The 20,286-nt window shown below is 39.8% G+C and carries 22 protein-coding genes; 1 reads left to right on the top strand and 21 read right to left on the bottom strand.

The genetic code is table 11. The features are described 5' to 3' along the window. Nucleotides 1-63 precede the first annotated feature (63 nt). From asnS to CYJ36_RS16055, 15 genes are all read right to left on the bottom strand, one after another. A complete protein-coding gene (gene asnS, locus CYJ36_RS16125) occupies nucleotides 64-1,356 on the bottom strand; it encodes an asparagine--tRNA ligase (protein WP_101568287.1) in 1,293 nt (430 codons plus the stop codon). 114 nt (nucleotides 1,357-1,470) lie between these two features. After that, nucleotides 1,471-2,658: a pyridoxal phosphate-dependent aminotransferase gene (locus CYJ36_RS16120; protein ID WP_101568286.1), complete on the bottom strand. Its 1,188-nt coding sequence runs from the start codon at nucleotides 2,656-2,658 to the stop codon at nucleotides 1,471-1,473. 12 nt (nucleotides 2,659-2,670) lie between these two features. After that, nucleotides 2,671-3,162: a cell wall elongation regulator TseB-like domain-containing protein gene (locus tag CYJ36_RS16115; protein WP_101568285.1), complete on the bottom strand. Its 492-nt coding sequence runs from the start codon at nucleotides 3,160-3,162 to the stop codon at nucleotides 2,671-2,673. An 11-nt stretch (nucleotides 3,163-3,173) separates the two neighbouring features. Next, nucleotides 3,174-3,344 (bottom strand): YpmA family protein, encoded by a 171-nt coding sequence (locus CYJ36_RS16110; RefSeq protein WP_070878095.1) that lies wholly within the window; start codon nucleotides 3,342-3,344, stop codon nucleotides 3,174-3,176. Nucleotides 3,345-3,534: 190 nt separating this feature from the next. Then, nucleotides 3,535-6,327 (bottom strand): ATP-dependent DNA helicase DinG, encoded by a 2,793-nt coding sequence (gene dinG / locus CYJ36_RS16105; protein WP_101568284.1) that lies wholly within the window; start codon nucleotides 6,325-6,327, stop codon nucleotides 3,535-3,537. Between the two features lie 263 nt (nucleotides 6,328-6,590). Continuing rightward, entirely contained in the window at nucleotides 6,591-6,974 is a 384-nt protein-coding gene (gene panD / locus CYJ36_RS16100; RefSeq protein ID WP_101568283.1) for an aspartate 1-decarboxylase, read from the bottom strand. A gap of 43 nt (nucleotides 6,975-7,017) precedes the next feature. Then, nucleotides 7,018-7,866 carry a pantoate--beta-alanine ligase gene (panC, locus tag CYJ36_RS16095; protein WP_101568282.1) on the bottom strand — a complete coding sequence of 283 codons (849 nt, stop codon included), beginning with the start codon at nucleotides 7,864-7,866 and terminating at the stop codon, nucleotides 7,018-7,020. After that, nucleotides 7,863-8,702, bottom strand: coding sequence for a 3-methyl-2-oxobutanoate hydroxymethyltransferase (panB, locus tag CYJ36_RS16090; protein WP_101568487.1), 840 nt, complete (start codon nucleotides 8,700-8,702; stop codon nucleotides 7,863-7,865). The genes panC and panB overlap by 4 nt, the downstream gene beginning before the upstream one ends. Before the next feature lie 427 nt (nucleotides 8,703-9,129). After that, entirely contained in the window at nucleotides 9,130-10,113 is a 984-nt protein-coding gene (locus CYJ36_RS16085; RefSeq protein ID WP_101568281.1) for a biotin--[acetyl-CoA-carboxylase] ligase, read from the bottom strand. Beyond that, a complete protein-coding gene (locus CYJ36_RS16080) occupies nucleotides 10,098-11,297 on the bottom strand; it encodes a CCA tRNA nucleotidyltransferase (RefSeq protein WP_101568280.1) in 1,200 nt (399 codons plus the stop codon). Before CYJ36_RS16080 ends, CYJ36_RS16085 begins: the two co-directional genes overlap by 16 nt. Beyond that, entirely contained in the window at nucleotides 11,290-12,435 is a 1,146-nt protein-coding gene (gene bshA, locus CYJ36_RS16075) for an N-acetyl-alpha-D-glucosaminyl L-malate synthase BshA (RefSeq protein WP_101568279.1), read from the bottom strand. Before bshA ends, CYJ36_RS16080 begins: the two co-directional genes overlap by 8 nt. Continuing rightward, nucleotides 12,432-13,172, bottom strand: a complete 741-nt coding sequence (gene bshB1, locus CYJ36_RS16070; protein WP_257962504.1) for a bacillithiol biosynthesis deacetylase BshB1 — start codon at nucleotides 13,170-13,172, stop codon at nucleotides 12,432-12,434. Before bshB1 ends, bshA begins: the two co-directional genes overlap by 4 nt. After that, nucleotides 13,135-13,563 carry a methylglyoxal synthase gene (gene mgsA / locus CYJ36_RS16065; protein WP_101568278.1) on the bottom strand — a complete coding sequence of 143 codons (429 nt, stop codon included), beginning with the start codon at nucleotides 13,561-13,563 and terminating at the stop codon, nucleotides 13,135-13,137. Before mgsA ends, bshB1 begins: the two co-directional genes overlap by 38 nt. Nucleotides 13,564-13,576: 13 nt before the next feature. Further along, nucleotides 13,577-14,374: a 4-hydroxy-tetrahydrodipicolinate reductase gene (gene dapB, locus CYJ36_RS16060; protein WP_101568277.1), complete on the bottom strand. Its 798-nt coding sequence runs from the start codon at nucleotides 14,372-14,374 to the stop codon at nucleotides 13,577-13,579. A 13-nt stretch (nucleotides 14,375-14,387) separates the two neighbouring features. Further along, nucleotides 14,388-14,717, bottom strand: a complete 330-nt coding sequence (locus CYJ36_RS16055; protein ID WP_101568276.1) for a nucleotide pyrophosphohydrolase — start codon at nucleotides 14,715-14,717, stop codon at nucleotides 14,388-14,390. A 149-nt stretch (nucleotides 14,718-14,866) separates the two neighbouring features. Here CYJ36_RS16055 and CYJ36_RS16050 point away from each other — a divergent pair, with 149 nt between their 5' ends. Beyond that, entirely contained in the window at nucleotides 14,867-15,739 is an 873-nt protein-coding gene (locus CYJ36_RS16050; RefSeq protein WP_101568275.1) for a YitT family protein, read from the top strand. 74 nt (nucleotides 15,740-15,813) lie between these two features. On the opposite strand, the gene ypjB is transcribed toward CYJ36_RS16050, so the two are convergent. The 6 genes from ypjB to CYJ36_RS16020 form a co-directional block, all read right to left on the bottom strand. Then, nucleotides 15,814-16,623, bottom strand: coding sequence for a sporulation protein YpjB (gene ypjB / locus CYJ36_RS16045; RefSeq protein WP_101568274.1), 810 nt, complete (start codon nucleotides 16,621-16,623; stop codon nucleotides 15,814-15,816). Nucleotides 16,624-16,723: 100 nt separating this feature from the next. Continuing rightward, nucleotides 16,724-17,317 (bottom strand): DUF1405 domain-containing protein, encoded by a 594-nt coding sequence (locus CYJ36_RS16040; RefSeq protein WP_101568273.1) that lies wholly within the window; start codon nucleotides 17,315-17,317, stop codon nucleotides 16,724-16,726. Between the two features lie 74 nt (nucleotides 17,318-17,391). Further along, nucleotides 17,392-18,159 (bottom strand): menaquinol-cytochrome c reductase cytochrome b/c subunit, encoded by a 768-nt coding sequence (locus tag CYJ36_RS16035; protein WP_101568272.1) that lies wholly within the window; start codon nucleotides 18,157-18,159, stop codon nucleotides 17,392-17,394. Between the two features lie 74 nt (nucleotides 18,160-18,233). Beyond that, nucleotides 18,234-18,908: a menaquinol-cytochrome c reductase cytochrome b subunit gene (gene qcrB / locus CYJ36_RS16030; protein ID WP_029280290.1), complete on the bottom strand. Its 675-nt coding sequence runs from the start codon at nucleotides 18,906-18,908 to the stop codon at nucleotides 18,234-18,236. A gap of 3 nt (nucleotides 18,909-18,911) precedes the next feature. Then, nucleotides 18,912-19,421: a ubiquinol-cytochrome c reductase iron-sulfur subunit gene (locus tag CYJ36_RS16025; RefSeq protein WP_101568271.1), complete on the bottom strand. Its 510-nt coding sequence runs from the start codon at nucleotides 19,419-19,421 to the stop codon at nucleotides 18,912-18,914. A 141-nt stretch (nucleotides 19,422-19,562) separates the two neighbouring features. Then, entirely contained in the window at nucleotides 19,563-20,018 is a 456-nt protein-coding gene (locus CYJ36_RS16020) for a YpiF family protein (RefSeq protein ID WP_101568270.1), read from the bottom strand. Nucleotides 20,019-20,286 lie beyond the last annotated feature (268 nt).

Here is a 20,286-nt window from a genome sequence, read left to right as displayed (position 1 = left end):
TTTTTTTTATTTGCTATCAAAAAAACAAGAGCCTCCTTCAAGAGGAGACTCACACTATTTTTATTATGGATAAAGCCGGTTAAGCAAACGAGGGAACGGAATGGATTCACGGACATGTTCCACTCCGCTGATCCATGCAACCGTACGTTCAAGACCTAAACCAAAACCTGAGTGCGGGACAGATCCGAATTCACGAAGCTGTAAGTACCATTGATAAGCCTCTGGTGAAAGATCATGCTCATCTAAACGGCTTTTTAATAGCTCATGATCGTGAATTCGCTGTGATCCGCCAATGATTTCGCCGTATCCTTCTGGCGCAATTAAGTCTGCACAAAGTACAACATCATCACGGTCAGCAGCAGGCTGCATGTAAAAAGGCTTAATTGCAGTAGGATAATGTGTAATGAAGACTGGTTTATCAAAGCTTTCCGCAATCGCTGTTTCATGCGGTGCTCCAAAGTCGTCACCCCAATTGATATCATCAAAGCCCTTTTCGTTAAGGAACTTGATCGCATCATCATAAGAGATGCGAGGGAAAGGCGCTTTAATTTTTTCAAGTTTAGACGTGTCACGTCCGAGTGTTGTTAATTCAAGCTTGCAATTCTCAAGTACACTTTGCACGATATAAGAAACGTAATTTTCTTGAACGACAAGGTTGTCTTCAAATTCATAAAACGCCATCTCGGGTTCAATCATCCAAAATTCAATTAAGTGGCGTCTTGTTTTTGATTTTTCAGCACGGAATGTCGGTCCGAATGAGAAAACCTTTCCAAGTGCCATTGCTGCTGCTTCCATATACAGCTGTCCGCTTTGAGACAGATAAGCATCTTCATCAAAGTATTTTGTAGCAAAAAGCTCAGATGTACCTTCTGGTGCGCTCCCTGTTAAAATCGGAGGATCAACTTTTGAAAATCCTTCTTTGTTAAAAAATTCATATGTCGCACGAATGATTTCATTTCTGATTTTCATTACAGCATGCTGACGTTTAGAACGAAGCCATAAATGACGGTGATCCATCAAGAATTCCGTACCGTGTTCCTTCGGTGTAATCGGGTAGTTTACAGACTCGTGAATGACTTTAATTCCAGTCACACCAAGCTCATATCCAAATGGAGAACGCTCGTCCACTCTTACCACGCCGGTCACGTAGATGGAAGACTCCTGTGTAATGGATTTCGCTGTTTGAAAGATTTCCTCATCCACTTCAGCTTTTACGACGACACCTTGAATAAAGCCTGTTCCATCGCGCAATTGTAAGAATGCAATTTTTCCGCTTGAGCGCTTATTAGCAATCCAGGCACCAATTGTTACTTCTTTATCTACATACTTGCTTACTTCTGAAATTGTTGTTTTCACGTAATTGTCCCTCCAAAAACCGTATCAAAATATATGTACATAATTGCTATTATACATTCGTTGCATGCTTCAATCAAACATAAATGTGAGCCGTCAAAAAGACGACTCATGTTTTTAATGGATTGAATTTTCTTTCACAAACCGCTCAATTCTTACAAGTGCTTCTTCAATCGTTTGAAGAGAAGTCGCATATGAAAGTCTGACATTGTCTGGCGCACCAAAACCGGAACCTGGAACGAGCGCAACTTTTTCCTTTTCAAGCAATGCTTCAACAAAATCATCAACGCTTGCAAAGCCGGTGATTTCTGCGGCCTGCTTGGCATTCGGGAATAAATAGAATGCTCCCTGAGGTTTTAAACAAGTAATTCCCGGGATTGAAACAAGTTTATCGAAAATGATGTTAAGGCGTTCTTCAAATGCTTTTCTCATTTCTTCTACTGGTTCCTGTGAGCCTGCATATGCTGCAATAGATGCATATTGAGCGATAGATGTCGGATTAGACGTGCTGTGGCTGGCCAAGTTTGTCATGGCACCAATGATTTGTTCATTGCCCGCAGCATATCCAATTCTCCAGCCTGTCATTGAGTGAGATTTTGAAACACCATTAATGATAATCGTTTGCTGCTTTAGTTCTTCAGAGATCTCAGCAATTGAAACATGCTTGTTATCATCATAAATCAGCTTTTCATAAATTTCGTCTGAAACGATAAGAACATTATGATCAAGACAGATTCTGCCCAGCTCTTCAAGCTCTTCTTTTGAATAAAGCATTCCTGTAGGATTGCTTGGAGAGTTAATCAGGACTGCCTTCGTTTTTTCAGTAATGGCAGCACGCAGCTGCTCCGGCGTCATTTTAAACTGGCTTTCTTCAAGGGCTTCAACATAAACCGGCACACCGTCTGCCAGCTTAACCTGCTCTGGATAGCTTACCCAATATGGGGCTGGAATAATGACTTCGTCACCTTCATTCAGCAAAACTTGAAAAAGGGTATAAAGAGCGTGTTTTGCACCGGTGCAAACGATAATTTCATTTGGCTTATAAGTGAGACCCTGATCATTTTGAAATTTGCCGATAATTTCTTTTTTCAATTCTGCCAGACCTCCAGAAGGAGTATATTTCGTCTGGCCTTCATTCATTGCTTGAATAGCTGCATCAATAATAAACTGCGGTGTGTTAAAGTCAGGTTCGCCGGCACCAAGGCCAATGACATCATGTCCGGCAGCTTTCAGTTCTTTTGCTTTTGCTGTAATTGCTAAAGTGGATGAAGGTGTTAATGCTGATACTCTATCGGCTAATTTCATGGACGTGTCCCCCTATTTCTTTATGGCAATATGTTTTTGAATTTCACCATTTGTAAAATTCACAAAATCATATGTATAGCGATTTTGTTCATCAATATACTTTATTTCCCAAAGTGGTACGTTTTTTTCCATACCCAGCTTTACACTGATTATTTTTTGAGGATTTTGTTCTCTGTTCACGATTTCAAGCGCTTCTTTTTCAGAAATGCCATCTGATGCAAGTTTGAGAACTGGTTTTTTCTTTGAATCCTCCGCCACCCAAACATAAACATTCTTATTGCTTTCATTTTTTCCAGCAATAACAAAATATTGTTCCAGACCGTTAAAAGTGTGGACACTTTCTGCATTTTTTAATTCTGTTTGTCCGGCGGCCCGATCGATTGCTTGATCATGTCCGCTGTTTTTCTGAGTCATGGCTGATTGATATACATGTATAAACCCGCTAAGAGCAATCAGCAGCACTATGGCCAAAACAATTGAAGCTATAATTAATTTTCGTCCCATTCTGCAGATCCCTACGTTCTGTAAATCGTAAATACGGCTTTATTTTTATCATCCTGATCAAGTGCAAGCCCAAACATGAGATTTTCTCTCTTCAACGTGCGATTCAGTCCATCGACAATTTTATAGAGATCATCCGAATGCTCTACGGTTACGGTTGATAAAATTTCAATTTTACTTTCCATGACCTATTCCTCCTAAACAAAAACAAAAATTGTAACTTATATGTCAGCCTCAAAGGGCAACAATAACAAATACAGACAACAACAAGTTGTTTTATGTACCCATTATAACAGTAACAATATCAATTAGTGAAAATAAATTTTCTCCTACCACACCATTGCCTGTGCTGCTCACACAGGCATTTTTTTGCCATCAATTTTTCTTCCAAAGCAGGATTTCCTGATGAAGGCGTTCCATCGGCTCCACATGTACATCAATGGATGGCAGTGAGGTAATAAAGTGTTTTCCATATTTCGCATCTACAATCCGTTTGTCAAAAACAAACAGCAATCCTTTATCGTTTTCAGTCCGAACGAGTCTGCCAAATCCCTGTTTAAATTTTAGGATCGCTTCAGGCAAAGAAAAATCATAAAAGGCATTTTTCCCTTGCTTGGTCAATTGTTCGCATTTTGCTGCAACAAGCGGATCATCAGGAGGTGAGAACGGCAGCCTAACGATAATCAAGGTCGTCAGCTCATCACCTGGAAAATCAACCCCCTCCCAGAAACTGCTTGTTCCGAGCAAAATCGCTTTCTCAAATTGGCGGAAATTCTTTGTAAGTTTCGTAATGCTGCCCCCGCCTTGGCCCATTATCATAAATTCTTCAAGCTCTGAATCGGATTTCAGCATCTGATGTGTTTTTTTCAGCATGTCATAGGCAGTGAATAAGACAAGCAGCTTTCCTTCTGTTGCTTTGGCGATTATTGATATATTTTTAGCAATCGACGATGTATATTCCTCTAACGTGACATGCTGTATCGAAGGAAAATCTGCTGGGATCATTAACTTAGCTTGTTTTTGATAGGTAAAAGGCGACTCTAAAATGAGACTTTTCGGATAATAATCAGTCAGACCAAGTTCTCCTATAATGTAGTCAAAGGATTTATTAACTGTCAAAGTCGCTGAGGTCAGCACCACACTCTTCATATCCGAGAAAAATCCATCTGCTAATTGTTCTGAAACAGAAATAGGCTGTGAATAGACGCTGACTGCATTTTTTGCTCCTCTTGATTCAATTTCAATCCAGCAGACATTTTCGTTAGTTTCCTTGAAAAACAATAGATCTAAGTCTCTGTATGACTTCTCGAATTTATCAAGAATGGCAAAGTACTCGTATAAAATGAATGATTCATTTTCATTTTTTACTTTGTGGAAGTCTTCTTTTTGTTTTTTCATCATTTTGATCAGATCATGCAGTTCAAACTTCACTCTCGCAGCTGCTTCTAGAATAGAGAGCCATTTTCTTGTCCGCTTTTGATCATGTCTATAACGGTGAGTGATCCGATTTGTTTGAACATCTTTTTCATTTTGAAGGACATATGTATGCAGGGAGCTGAAGAGGACTTGATTATCTTCAGCAAGCTGTTTCAGTATTGTATCCATTTCAAGGAATGTGCCGTTTAAACGCTTCTCCGAAAATAAGTCTTGTGTTCTTCGCAGCAGTCCGTCCGTATAAATATTTCCAAGCCGATTTGTTAATGCCTGCAAGGTTAAGTAGTGCATTCTGGTTCCTAAATGCTCGCTTGCAATTCGTTCAAAATGATGGCCCTCATCAATTATGACTTCATCAATCTGATCAAGGAGATCGCTGGATGAAGAAAGATTCGACATTAAAAGAGAATGATTTGTAATCACAATATCTGCCTTTTTTGCCTTTTCATAAGCGCGCTGATAGAAACAGCGCGTTCGCCAAGGGTTTTTTTCTGATTTTGAAGAAATGGCATCATAATGAAGCCTCTGCCACAGCAATTTCCCTCCAGACGGCAAATTCAGTTCATCAAAATCCCCTGTTTCTGTCTCTGTCAGCCAGATTAAAAGCTGTGCCTTCGTTAAAATATTATCATAGTTAAAATCATCTTCATGCAAATACTTTTCAAATTTGCGCAAACACAAATAATGAGATTGGCCTTTTAAAACGGCCATGTGAAAAGGATGATCAATGGCTTTTCTGAGCATTGGATATTCTTTTGTCATCACTTGCTGCTGCAAAGCCGTCGTATATGTACTTACTAATACACTTTTCTTTTCAGACAATGCATAGTGAATGGCAGGAATTAAATAAGCGAGTGTTTTTCCTGTTCCCGTGCCAGCCTCGATTAATGCATGCTGATGAGATTGAAAGGATTCATGTATTTCTTTTATCATCTTTGCTTGTTCATTCCGTACCTCATACTGCTGAAATTGCTTTGCTATTGGACCTTCTTTTTTCATTAATTCATCAGAAAATGACTGAAAATCTTTTGTTAAGTTTATGGAATGATCTTGTACAGTATCTGCCATTTTTTTTATGGCCATCGACCGGAATATTTCTATTTCTTCTTGCTCCTTAAGGAGCAAGAGACGTTCGGAAATGATATCTTCCAATACTTCTTCTATATCACTGATAAAGGACCGCGATAAGCGTTTCAGTGCCTGAAGTGTTACTGGAGGAAGCTGAGATAATTTCCTTAGGATATGTAAAAGGAGTTCCCCTGTTACTTCGGCATCGCTGTCTGCCCGGTGGGGATTAAGATGCGTGATGTTTAATTCTTCGCACAGCTCAGACAATTTATAGCTGGCTGCGTGCGGAAATACAATTCTTGAAAGCTCCACAGTATCTAATACAGGTCCGGTAAATCTGGGATACCCGCACTTGTGGAGTTCTTCTTGTATGAAGGATAGATCAAAATGAACGTTATGCGCCACAAAAAAAGCATCTTCTAATAGGGCTGAAACATTTTCAGCAATATCTTCAAATGGAGGGGCATCCTTTACCATCTCATTTGATATTCCGGTTAATTGTTCAATAAAAAGCGGAATCTTTTGGCTCGGATTGATAAAACTTGAAAATCGTTCTGCCACTTTTCCGTTTTCAATGACGACGGCTGCAAGCTGAATGATGCGATCCCCTTTTTTAGGTGAATTGCCGGTCGTTTCAACATCTATTACCACAAATTTTTGATTCATGCTTACACACCTCTGCTATATCAAGACTGCTATCGAACAAATAGTTGTTTTACGCACCAAAATCATTCACGTATTAAAGTTCATATCGTACTCTTATCCGATATAATAAGAAATGGAATACATTTAGCTGCGATTTCTACTGAAAATCCAATCACCCGGTTAATTGCTAAGTGTACGAAAAACGCCTATATCAAAAACCATTATCGTTATTTTACCACTTTAAAAGCAAAATCCCCCAAACAATCGGGGGATTTTTTTAAAAGTTATAGAATTGTTACAGCTGGCTCCTGTCCTAGGATCTCTACGATCTGATTGTTTTCATCCATAATCGCAACTTTAGGTATATGTCCATGAACCTTTTCTTCCGAAACCATTGCATAGCTGATGATAATGACGACATCGCCTTCTTGTACAAGGCGGGCCGCAGCCCCATTTAAACAAACAATGCCAGACCCGCGCTGCCCTGGGATAATGTAAGTTTCAAAACGTGCCCCGTTATTATTGTTAACAATCTGCACTTTTTCATTTGGAAGCATATCAACTGCATCCAGTATATCTTCATCGATTGTGATGCTCCCGACATAATTCAGGTTAGCTTCTGTTACACGGGCACGATGAATTTTCCCTTTCATCATTGTACGGAACATAAAAAATCTCCTCCACTGACTTATCTATCTTTAAATTCATTTATTAATTCAGTTCAAACGTTATATTATCAATCAGCCTCGCTTTTGTAAACTTGACAGCAATCGCAAGAATACCTCTGCCTTTGCGAACGTGTAATTCCTCAAGCTCAGGATACGAGTAAATTTCTGCATAGTCAATGATTCCATCTGTATGTTCAGAAATGTATTCAGATACGAATTCAATAATACTTTCAGGTGATTTTTCCCCATTAAGAATCATTTCTTTCCCGGCCTGTAATGCTTTGTAAAGATGAGGCGCCTGTTTTCTTTCTGAGTCAGTCAAATAAACATTCCTTGAGCTTTTAGCAAGACCATCTTCTTCTCTGACTGTTTCTACTGGAACAAGTTCAATCGGAAAATGAAAATCCGAGATCAGACCGCTGACGACAGCTACTTGCTGTGCATCCTTCATTCCAAAGTAAGCACGGTCAGGCTGAATAAGGTTAAACAATTTTGTTAACACAGTTGCTACACCGTCAAAATGGCCAATTCTGGACTTTCCGCATAATACGTTCGTACGCTTTTCAACCCTGACTGTAACGGATGGCTCATTCTCATACATTTCACTAACTGATGGAGCGAAAATATAATCTGCTTGAGCTTCTTCTGCAATAAGAGCATCTCTTTCCATATTCCTCGGGTATGAATCAAAATCTTCATTCTCACCGAATTGAAGCGGATTTACAAAAATGCTTAAAATCAATAAATCATTTTGTTGTCTGGCCTCGTTCAATAATTTCAAATGTCCTTCATGGAGAAAGCCCATTGTCGGAACGAAGCCAATGGATTGCTGACTTTTTTTATGCTCTTTTACTATTTGCTGGAGTTCTTCTATCGTTGTAATCATCTTCATTTGGCCGTTCCTCCGTATAAAGACTGAAGCTCTTCATCTTTCATAGTGAAAGTATGTTTCTCTTCAGGAAATTGTCTGCTTTTTACCTCTTGTACGTATTCACTCAATGACGTTTTAATTTGTCCGTCAATAGCAGTGTATTGCTTAACGAATTTAGGCACCCGGCCTACACCATAGCCAAGAACATCATGGTATACAAGCACTTGTCCATCCGTTTCTGCACCTGCGCCAATTCCAATGACTGGAATGCTTAATCTATTTGAAATTTCTTCAGCGAGCTGTCTTGGAACACACTCAAGCACAAGTGCGATCGCTCCGGCTGCCTCACATTGTTTTGCATCATGCACTAATTTTTTTGCGCTTTCAGCATCTTTTGCCTGCACTTTGTATCCGCCTAGTACACCGACTGACTGCGGAGTTAGCCCTAAATGGGCAACAACCGGAACACCCGCATTTGTAAGCGCTTCGATAATTATCAGCACTTCATCTGCACCTTCAACCTTGACAGCATGTGCACCGCTTTGCTGCATGATTTCAGCTGCGCTTTTTAACGATTGTTCTTTTGAATAATGATAAGACATAAACGGCATATCTGTCACAATGAAAGTAGAAGGAGCCCCTCTTTTGACAGCCTTTGTGTGATGAATCATATCACTCACCGTAACAGGAACCGTAGAGTCATATCCCAGCACAACCATTCCAAGTGAATCACCGACTAAAATCATATCCACACCAGATTCTTCTGCAAGCTTTGCAGAAGGAAAATCATACGCTGTAAGCATAACAATCGGTTCGTGCTGCTGCTTCATTTTCATAAAATCTAATCTTGTTTTCATTTTTTCCCCTCCCGTAAATTGCAGAGGAATTTCGTAACCGAATGACATGAAAAAACCTTCTTCGAATAGGAAGAAGGATTGTTGGTATCAGATCGGCTGTTCATCCCTCTGTCCCAGTCCGCAATCGGATCAAGGCAGAACTTTTATTCATCATTTGTTATACCAATAGCAGGTGCAGTTCCGCAAAAGGATACTACCCGACTAAAATTATAACAGAAAATAAAAGGGGATACCAATTTATTTGGCCCTATATTACGTTGAAAATGCAGGATATTTTGATGCGGATCATAAGATCTCGTTTCAGGCTGATAATAACTGGATTCCGGATAATAAATAGGCTTTTAGGATTATAAACCCAAGACCAAATTCAAACCCATGAAATTTGGTGAAGAGCCCTATTTCAGGCTCTTCACCAATATCAAAATGATTAAGGTTGAATTTCAATATCTGCAGAATAAATTTTTTCTATTTTCCCTTCTGCTGTTTCAAGCAAAAGCACACCTTCGTCATCGATTCCGGCTGCCCGGCCGCGAATAGCGCCATGAAGGGTACGGGCTATCAAATTTTTATTCAAACTGATTGCATAGCTTTCCCAAAGCAGCTTAACAGGCTTAAATCCATGAATTAGATAACTGGTGTAAAGTTTTTCGAAATTTTTTAATATGGCTTGAATGACTTCTGCCCTGTCACTTGGTTTCCCTGTTTCTATTGCAATAGACGTCGCAACTGACTGCAGTTCTTCAGGAAATTGATCCAGTGCGTGATTAACATTCATTCCTATGCCAATGATGACAGAGTGGACCTGATCTGCCTCTGCCTGCAGTTCTGTCAAAATGCCGACGATTTTTTTGCCATTGATCAGGATATCATTCGGCCACTTGATTTCTGGTGTTAGACCTGTCACTTCTTCAATGGACTGTATGAGTGCCACAGCCGTTAATAACGTTAATTGCGGCGTTTTGTTAATTGGAATTTTCGGTCTGAGAATCAAGCTCATCCAAATTCCAGTCTGCTTTGGGGAATACCACACTCTCGCAAGTCTGCCTCTCCCGCTGGTCTGCTGATCGGCTACGACAATAGTCCCCTCTTCTGCACCATTACCTGCTAATGAATGGGCAATCTTTTGTGTGGAGGGAACCACTTCTTCAAAATGTATGTGACGCCCCATAAACTTTGTTTTCAGTCCAAGCTGTATTTCATTTCCGCTGATTTTATCAGGTTTATGCGTAATTCGATACCCTAGCTTTCTTACTGCTTCGAGTTCATATCCTTCACTTCTCAAGTCCTCGATGTGCTTCCATACTGCAGTTCTCGAGCAGCCAAGTGTTTCACTTAGCTTTTGACCGGATAGAAATTCTCCTTCAGATTCTGAAAAAGCTTGCAATAATCGTGTTCTTAAATCAGATTGCACGATTTTAACATCTCCTTAATAGCTTCCTTGCTGTTATCGACTTCATCGTTCACAACGGCGAGCTCAATCTTTTTAATTAATTCACCCATCCACGGACCAGGTTTTTGATTACTTAGCTGCAGAAGGTCGGTTCCTCCAAATTCGAGTTCATTTTTAGAATGAATCGGAAGACTTTGATAGAGAGCTTTAAGCTCTGATCTGCCCTCATTTGAAAGTACATTTCCCTCGATTAGGTTTTTCACAGCTTCGACTTGAAGGGCACATTGTAAACCTGACTCATATAGAAGCTGCTTTGTCCATTTTCTATTTATACGTTCCTTCAAAAAAAGGATGTTCTTCGCAATCATCTCAATTTGCCGATTGGAGAGTTTCCATTCTCTTAAAAATTGTTCTGTTTCACTAATCTTTAACACATATATCAAGGCAGTCCACCGCTCTTCATTTGCAGACAAAAGATAGAAAGGCAGGCCACTCAATTGCAGAAACTGCTGTTTTTTTGTTTTCAGGCATGGAAGATGCTCATATATTCCTGTGTCAGCCACAAGCTTTAATGCTCTCTCACTGCCCCTTCCTGCCATTATTTTTTCAAACTCCATGGTTTTTCTTTCAACAGAAATTTTTGATAATAATTGAGCATTTTCACGAATGGAAGAAAGTGTATCTGTACTTAATGTGAATTCAAGCTGACTGACAAACCTGATAGCCCTAAGCATGCGCAATGCATCTTCTGAAAAACGCTCATGTGGACTGCCTACTGTAGTAATAACCTTAAGATCAGCATGTTCTCTGCCCCTAAAATAGTCAATGATGGTTCCTTCTTCGTCCATCGCCATTGCATTTACAGTAAAATCACGTCTTTTTAAATCCTCTTTTAACGATGAAACAAACGTAACTTCACTCGGTCTGCGGTTGTCATTATAAGCTTTTTCAGTTCTGAATGTCGTCACTTCATAATGTATTCCATTCAAAATGACAATCATGGTGCCATGTTCTGAACCGATATCAACTGTTCTTGAAAAAAGAGATCTGACTTGATCCGGGGTTGCAGAGGATGCGATATCTACATCTTTTATCTTTTTTCCAAGAAGCGCATCACGTACAGATCCTCCTACAAAATAGGCTTCATAACCATGCTCTTTTAATCTGCGGATGACTGGCAGCGCTTCCTGAAATTCCTTATTCATCCCGATCACCCTTGTCAAGCAAACTATAATAAAGATCCTCGTACTGCTTGACGATTATGCTGGAATGGAACTCTTCCTTTGCAATTCTTATGGATTCTGCTGACATTCTGCCATACAGCTGTTCATCCATTAGAATGGAAATGGTTTTTTCAGTTATCTCCTCTATATCCCCTACATCACACAAATAACCTGATACTCCATCTTTAATGACTTCAGGAATTCCCCCAATATTTGTTGCAACGCATGGAACACCGCAAGCCATAGCCTCTAAAAGCACCAGACCAAAACTTTCTTTTTCAGAAAGAAGAAGTTTTAAGTCACTAATGGAATATAGTTCTTCCAAGTGATTCTGCTTTCCGAGGAAAAGGACTTTCTCCCCAATTCCCAACTCTTTGACAAGCTTGCAAATAGATGTCATTTCTGGCCCATCGCCTACTAACAGAAGTTTTGCTTTCACTTTTTCCGAAACACGTGAAAAGACTCGGACAACATCATGAACACGTTTCACTTGACGGAAGTTTGAAACGTGGATCATAACCTTTTCATTTTCTGATATCCCGTACTCACTTCTCAAGTGTGCTGCGCTCTGTTTATGGTAGATGCGTTCATCAATAAAATTATAGACCGTTTGAATCTCTTTATCCGGGTTAAGCAATTGATAGGTTTGTTCGGCTAGTGCTTTTGAAACAGCAGTAACAGAGTCAGATGCTTCAATCCCGAACTTGATCATATTTGAAAGTGACAGATCCTGTCCAAGCACGGTTATGTCCGTGCCATGCAATGTCGTCACAATCTTCAGCTGATCTCCGACCATTTGTTTGGCTAAGTGCGCACAAACGGCATGAGGAACGGCATAATGAACGTGAAAAAGATCCAATTTCTCTCTTTTTGCCACTTCAGCCATTTTACTGGCAAGAGCCAAATCATACGGCGGATGTTTAAAAACAGAGTATTGATTCACTTCCACTTCATGGAAAAAGATATTGTGATACATCTTTTCAAGACGAAACGGCCTGCTTGATGTTACAAAATGAATTTCGTGGCCTTTTTCCGCAAGCTTCTTCCCAAGCTCTGTAGCAACTACGCCTGAACCGCCGACTGTCGGGTAACAGGTAATCCCTATTTTTAATTTTTTCATATCGTTTCCCCTAATAAATCTTTGTGTATTAAAATCGGTGATTTTGTTAAAAATCCCTCTGCGTAGCTAACACCTGCTTCTTTTCCAAATAGTCGCTCACGGCTTTCGACACCTTCAATGTACCCGTTAATCAGTGGGGTGTTTAAAGAAGCATCACTTTTAATAAACTGACTTTCATAAGCTCTAAGACTTGAAAGCTTTTTTTCCATTGTTTCTGTCACATCAATCACGAAGTCGGGTTTATGATACCCATTGATCATATAATAATAAAGATGACTGACACGGTGTGGAGGAAGATCGTAATCATCTTTCACTTTTTTCACTCCTGAAGAAAAACTGGCTTCCTCTACTAATTTCGCACAATTTCCATGATCAGGGTGCCGGTCTTCAATCCATGGTACAAATACGATCCTTGGCTTGTGCTCGCGAATAACAGATACAATTTGCTGAATGTATTGCTCCTTCAAGAAAAGTCCCCGATCAGGAAGATTGAGAAAAATCCGTTTATGTATACCAAGGATGCGAGATGCTTTCTCAGCCTCTGAGTGCCTGAGTTTTACATTGCCATTTGAGGAGAGCTCAGCTTCTGTTAAATCACAGATGCCTGTTTTATATCCCTTCTCAGCATATTTAGCGAGTGTTCCCCCCATCCCGATTTCAACATCATCCGGATGAGCTCCGAAGGCCAGAATATCGAGCTTATTTTTTTCCATAATCGTTTTCAATTTCATTGTCATTTACAATTGATCTCCATTTCAAATCACCGCGTTCAAGTCCATGAATAAGGATTTCAGCAGTGCCCATATTCGTTGCAAGCGGAACTGCGTATACATCACATAAGCGGATCAGAGCTGTTACATCCGGCTCATGAGGCTGTGCTGTTAGAGGATCCCGGAAAAAAATCACCATATCCATTGCATTGTTTGCAATGCATGCACCGATTTCCTGATCGCCGCCAAGAGGTCCTGATTGAAAACGGTGAATATTGAGTCCTGTTGCTTCTGTCACTTTAAATCCTGTTGTTCCTGTTGCATATAGCTTGTGTTTCTCAAGAATCCCTTTGTAGGCAGTCGCAAATTGAACTAAGTCATTCTTTTTCTTGTCATGAGCAATCAGTGCAATATTCATCAGACATTCCCCTTTAGTCGATTAGATTTTCTAGACCGTAAACCAAAATATCAAGTTTCATGACTTGCTCCACGCACAGCTTTACACCTGACATGAATGATGCCCGATTAAAAGAATCGTGGCGGATCGTTAACGTCTGACCGTCTCCTCCAAATAATACTTCCTGATGGGCTACTAATCCTGGCAGACGAATGCTGTGCACATGAATTCCCTGGTAGTTCGCCCCTCTTGCTCCTTTAAGCGTTTCCTTTTCATCAGGATGGCCCTGTTCTTTCGCTTCTCTTACCTCAGCAATCATCTCGGCCGTTTTCAGACCTGTTCCAGATGGGGCATCCAGTTTTTGATCGTGATGCATTTCAAGAATTTCAACATCATGGAAGTATTTCGCTGCCATTTTCGAAAATTTCATCATTAAGATTGCGCCAATCGCAAAATTAGGGGCAATAATGGCACCGATTTCTTTCTCTTCTGTCAGTTCTTCCAGCTCTTTTAAATCGGCATCTGAAAATCCAGTTGTCCCAACTACAGGTCTTACCCCATATTCTAAAGCTTTTTTAGTATGTATTTTTCCGATTTCAGGAGTTGTCAGATCAATTAAAACATGTGGCTTTGTTTCAGCAAAACATTTATCGATGTCTGTGTAAATCATGGCATCACTTTTAAAATCATCTGCTTCACTAAGTTTTTGACCTTCATATTTATGATCTATGACACCAGCAAGTGTAAAATGCGCTGTATCTTCCACTAGCTTTACTGCTTCTCTTCCCATTCTTCCCCGTGGGCCTGCAATGACAATTTTTATCGTATCCATGGTTTCTTTCTCCTTAAGAATCTATTTTTGTCCAGCGGTCTTTATCTCTCGTATTAAATTTTTTCATTACAAGGTTATGTGCTTCTTCTAAATCAATATTCAGGGAATTAGCTAGGCAAATTAACACAAATAAAATGTCACCCGCCTCTTCCTCAATCTTCTTTTCCTGTTCTGACTGCTTTTTCGGTTTTTCACCATATGTATGATTAATTTCACGGGCGAGCTCGCCCATTTCTTCAGTCATCCTTGCCATCATCGCAAGCGGGCTGAAATAGCCTTCTTTAAACTGGCTGATATAGACATCAACTTCTTTTTGAAGATCTTTCATTGTTTTATCACTCATGATTGTTCACCTCTTCTTATTCCTTTCCATGTTAGCCAATCTAAGCCTTTTTGACAAATTTTTAAGCATTGTCACTGACTGTCATTGCACCTTTTGTTTCCATCATCTATAATATTATCGCTAAGACTAGTCAGAGAAGGAGATACAGAATGTTCTTTCATCTAAAAATAAAAAATATTTTATTTATTTTACTTGGTTCAGCTATATTCGCTTTCGGACTAGTACATTTTAACATGCAGAACAACTTGGCTGAAGGCGGTTTTACAGGAATTACACTGCTTTTATTTTTTATTTTCAAGATTGATCCTTCCATATCAAATCTTGTACTCAACATTCCGATCTTTTTTATCGGCTGGAAGCTGCTTGGACGGACAACCTTTATTTATACAATTATTGGAACCGTATCCCTTTCAGTCTTTTTATGGCTGTTTCAGAGATATCAGATTGTGATGCCCCTGAAAGATGATCTGACATTAGCTGCTTTATTTGCAGGAGTATTTATTGGTGCAGGTCTTGGAATTATCTTTAGATACGGCGGAACTACCGGCGGAGTCGATATCATCGCCCGGCTTGTACATAAGTATAAAGGCGTCAGCATGGGAAAAACAATGTTCATGTTTGACTTCATCGTCATCGCCCTCTCTCTTGTCACCTATTTATCCTATAAAGAAGCGATGTATACACTGGTTGCTGTGTTTATTGCAGCAAGAGTAATTGACTTTATGCAGGAAGGTGCTTATGCTGCTAAAGGCGCTACTATTATTTCTGGTCGGAACGCTGAAATTGCAGATAAAATCATACAGGAAATGGACAGGGGCGTCACTGTTTTAAAAGGGCAGGGATCTTTTACTAAAATGGACATCGATGTTTTATATTGTGTTGTTGATAAAAATGAAATTGTCCGGTTGAAGATGGTCATAACTTCTATTGATCCCCACGCTTTCGTCGCCGTAAGCGATGTTCACGATGTACTTGGCGAGGGTTTTACTTTGGATGCAGATAAAAACCCGATACAACGATAAAGAGCCTCTTTTGAAGGCTCTTTTTTATATTGGTGTCCAGCACCTAATTCTCTGACAATGGTGTTTCCGCTTTTTTATTTGTTCATATCCCGTTCCCGATTCGCTTTTTCTTTTTCACCTTTAAATTTGCGCCATCCAGTATAAGAAAGCGATAACAAGATGATACTTCCCGTTGAGATCATCACCCATAGCAAAGATGGATCAGCCTCATCTTCTTTTATTCTGTCAAATAAGTTCTGCAATTCTTCTTCCATCAGTGATAGCTGATTTACTTTAGACTCTAAGGGAATTTGCTTGAAAACTGAATCCTCAACAACTGATATGTGAGCATCAATGCGCTGCACCTGTTTTGTGTCGGTGTCCATCATAATACTCGGATAGATCATTTCGTAGAGAGACACAAACTCGCTCCAATCCTGTTCAAAAGATTGATGATCTTTGTTTTCTACATCACCTATCAAATTGGCAAAAACGGTCATGATCGGGTCTTCCATTGAAACCCATAAAGGCTGGTGTTCTGATACCATAGCATCGACGACAAGTCTAAGCTGGATAAGCGATCTGACCTTTTCATCCGGTGTATTGTTTTTTTCTTGCAGAGTATCCAGTGCAGTATGCTGCGATGAAGATATCGTGCGGATTTGTGCTGCGGAAATACTTTCATTATCTTTAGTCATCTCTTCAAACTCTCTTGAAAAATATTCGACCAGCTGAACCGATTCCTCAAAACGGCTTTGTTTTGAGAGCTGAAGAGCTGTATCGGAGAGTTTGTTCAAATCTTCCCACGAACCGCTGTGCCCTTCATGGTGATCTGCATAAAATAATGCTGGATATGTGAAGATCATCAAAATGGAAACTGCGATTGCGATCATTGTTTTTTTCATCCTTGTCCCTCCCAAAACTTCTAATAAAAAAGTATGAAAAAGTGGACAAGGTTAGACCACCTTTTTAAGCGATTCATAAAAAATCAAAGGTGGTCCAAAATTAAACGAGATTCAATTTTAAAGAATTCTTTCGAACGACAAAATAATAGGCAAGAAAAATGGAGAACAAGCTTAGCCAAAACGTAAAATATCCGATTTCAGGCAAGTAGTCCATCAGCACGCTGTATTTAGGCATCATTCCAAATACGTAATCAATGATTTCGTTATGGAGTGTCCAGATTGCAGCAACAACTAAATGCCAGACTTTAAATCTGTAATAAGGAGCATACAATAAACCCTGCACTGCCATTCCGAGATGGGACAAGATCAGCATATAGCCGACAGGATCGAGAACTCCTGTCTCTTTTAATACAAGGAGATTCATGACGACTGCCCAAATTCCGTATTTAAAAAGAGTAATAATAGCAAGTGCTTCAATCAGCGGAAGGTTTTTCTTAAATAAAAATGCAAGCATGACAATGGTAAAAAACAAGCTTGCAGTTGGACTGTCCGGAACAAACGGGAGGAAGATGGCCGGTGTTTCAAACAGCTGATACCGATACCAGTAATATCCGTAAATGGTTCCGAATAGGTTTACCGTGAACATGAGAAATAAAAAAGGCTGTTTAACGAGCAAATACTGAAACCACTTCATGTCTGTTCATCTTCTTTCATTCTTTAATATGTAATTAAACGCAGAAAAAAAGCTGACGTTTTGTCAGCTTTCACTTATTTTGAAGTAACAGTTGAAACGAATTCAGAAAGCACTTTCAATTCTTCATCTGTGCCTTTAAAGATCCCAGCCGGCATTCCGCCCTGACCTTCCTTTGCAATCTTAGCAATTTCTTCTGGTGATAGTCCATTATCAACTAATGAAGGTCCTGCAGCACCACCTGCTAAGTTATCGCCATGACAGGAAACACAAGTCTGCTCAGTGAAAATTTTGTAGCCCTCGGCTTCTTTGTCAATTTCTGCTTCAGCTTTAATTTTCCCTTGTTCTGCAGCTGCTTCCCAGTCATGTGTAGCAACTGATTCCCATGTTAAGAAAATGGTAGCTGCAACAGCCAGCAGCATCATCCCAACTGCTACAGGACGTTTTGAAGGTTTTCTCTCAGGTCCGCGGTCGATAAACGGTGCAAGAAGCAAAGCTCCAAAAGCTAGTCCTGGCATAATAAATGCACCAATTACCGTATATGGACCAGCTGCATATGTGTATTTCAATAATTGATATAAGAATAAGAAATACCAGTCAGGCAATGGAATATATCCAGTGTCAGTCGGATCTGCAACACGCTCAAGCGGCGATGGATGCGCCACAGTCAAACATAAATAGCCAATCAGGAAAACGGCGCCGACGAGCCATTCTTTTAATAAGAAGTTCGGCCAGAACGCTTCCGTTTTACCCGGGAATTCAGAATAATCTTTTGGAATATTCGGTTTTCTTTCAGCTGGAACACGTGAATCTCCAACAAATTTCATCCCTTTTCCGCGATGCATGATTTCCCCTCCTTCTTTGGTAGTACCGCAAATGAATTACATATCATTTGTGGACAATCGTTTTTCTGATTATTTTATAGAGGTCCAGATATACCCTGCTTACGAATCATAATGAAGTGAGCTCCCATTAAACCAAATAATGCTGCAGGCAGGAAGAACACATGAATAGCAAAGAATCGCGTCAATGTCTGTGCACCGACAATTTCCGGATGTCCGGCAAGCAGTGTTTTCACTTGAGTTCCGATCAGCGGTGTCGCTTCAGCAATCTGAAGTCCAACCTTAGTAGCAAATAGCGCTTTCATATCCCAAGGCAATAAATAACCTGTAAAACCTAACCCTAACATAACGAAGAAAATTAAAACACCAACTACCCAGTTAAGTTCACGCGGTTTTTTATAGGCACCCTGGAAAAATACACGCAATGTATGTAAGAACATCATAACGATAACAAGACTCGCTCCCCAGTGATGCATGCCGCGGACTATTTGTCCGAAAGCGACTTCATTTTGCAGGTAATAAACAGATTCCCATGCATTTTTAATATCTGGAACATAATACATTGTTAAAAACATTCCAGAAAGAACTTGAATAACAGTAACAAAAAACGTCAGTCCGCCAAAGCAATACACAAAAGCTGAAAAATGGTGCGCAGGATTAACATGCTCCGGCACTTCATGGTCAGCGATGTCTCTCCACATAGGCGTAATATCCAAACGTTCATCAACCCAGTCATAAATCTTGTTTAACATTCATTACGCCTCCTTTCGTGGTTTCGCTGAACCAAGATACAAAAATCCATCTTTCACTTCACTTACGAACACATCAAGTGGTGCAAGCGGCGGTGTACCAGGTACATTTGTTCCGTCTTTTTCATATCTTCCATAGTGGCAGGGACAGAAAAATTGGTTAGGATTAGCCGGATCACTGTTCCAGTTAACCGTACATCCTAAATGTTTACATACAGGCGACAGAGCCACTATATCCCCTTTGTCATTTTTAAAAACCCATGCAGCTCGTGGTTCTTCAGACTTGTGCCAAGCATCAACTTGTTTAATTTTAAAATTAAAACGTTGAGGTTCTTCAGTAATTTCGTCTACTTTCACAACCTGTACAAGATCTTGCTCTTCAACCTTGCCAAGTACAGGGTCGAGCGCAAAGCGAACCATTGGCATTAGCATACCCGCAGCCATGAAACCGCCTACACCTGTCAGCGTATAGTTGAGAAATTGTCGTCTTGAAACCCGATGTTTTTTCTCGCTCATCATTTTCCCCCCTCTATCTTAAGCTGAAGTCCGTTCGGACATACGATAAAACCATATAAAACTAGGACAATCTCATGATATATCAATCTTCCAGTAAGGTCAATATTATCCTTTTTTGGAACAATAAAAATGTAAGGGTTTTTATGAGGCCTTCCAAGATTGTAAGAAAATGTTCAAAATTTGGCTCACTTGATCCTCAATCATTTTTCTTTTAAGGGACTCGTCCATATGTTCCAATGGAATAGCCGGAAGATAGATCACCATGTCTTTATGTAATTCTTCCACATTTCGCCACAAATCATCACTTGTAATGAAAAAAATATGTTTGAAATTGTCCTTTACTTCATGGTACCATTGTTGAATTGTTTTTTCTCCATCTGTCATTTGCCCTGAAATGTACGTGCAGGCTGGAAATAAAAAGACCCTTCCCTTAAGCTGACGTTCAAGATCTTCTGTGATCAGCGCAGTATACTCCCCTTCTTCAGCCAAAGATTTCACGTTATTTCCAAATCCTATTTGGACAAGCGGGATGATGGCGGTATCTACATATTCCTTTGACTGAAGATACATGCTTGTGTCTTCTGATGTCCATTTCATGACTTACAGCTCCCTCTATTTATTATGTAATAATTATATAGGTATTATTTGTGTTTGTTAATAAGGTTTTGAAATAGAGGGAGATATTGGTTTCTGTGTTTCATTTTAAAGAGCCTTTTGTGCCAAAATCCGTTTTATCAATTTTTAGGTTATAAGTGATTTTTGCTTCACTGAATTTTTCACCCCATTCTTCTCGGCTTCTCTCAACCAGCATTCCAAAATCAATAAAACTTTAATAAATCATAGCATTGGATCTCCTTCTATTAAA

This window comes from Bacillus sp. UMB0893 (assembly GCF_002858905.1).
Classification (GTDB): Bacteria; Bacillota; Bacilli; order Bacillales; family Bacillaceae; genus Bacillus_P.
This window is presented reverse-complemented; position numbering and strand designations above follow the sequence as displayed.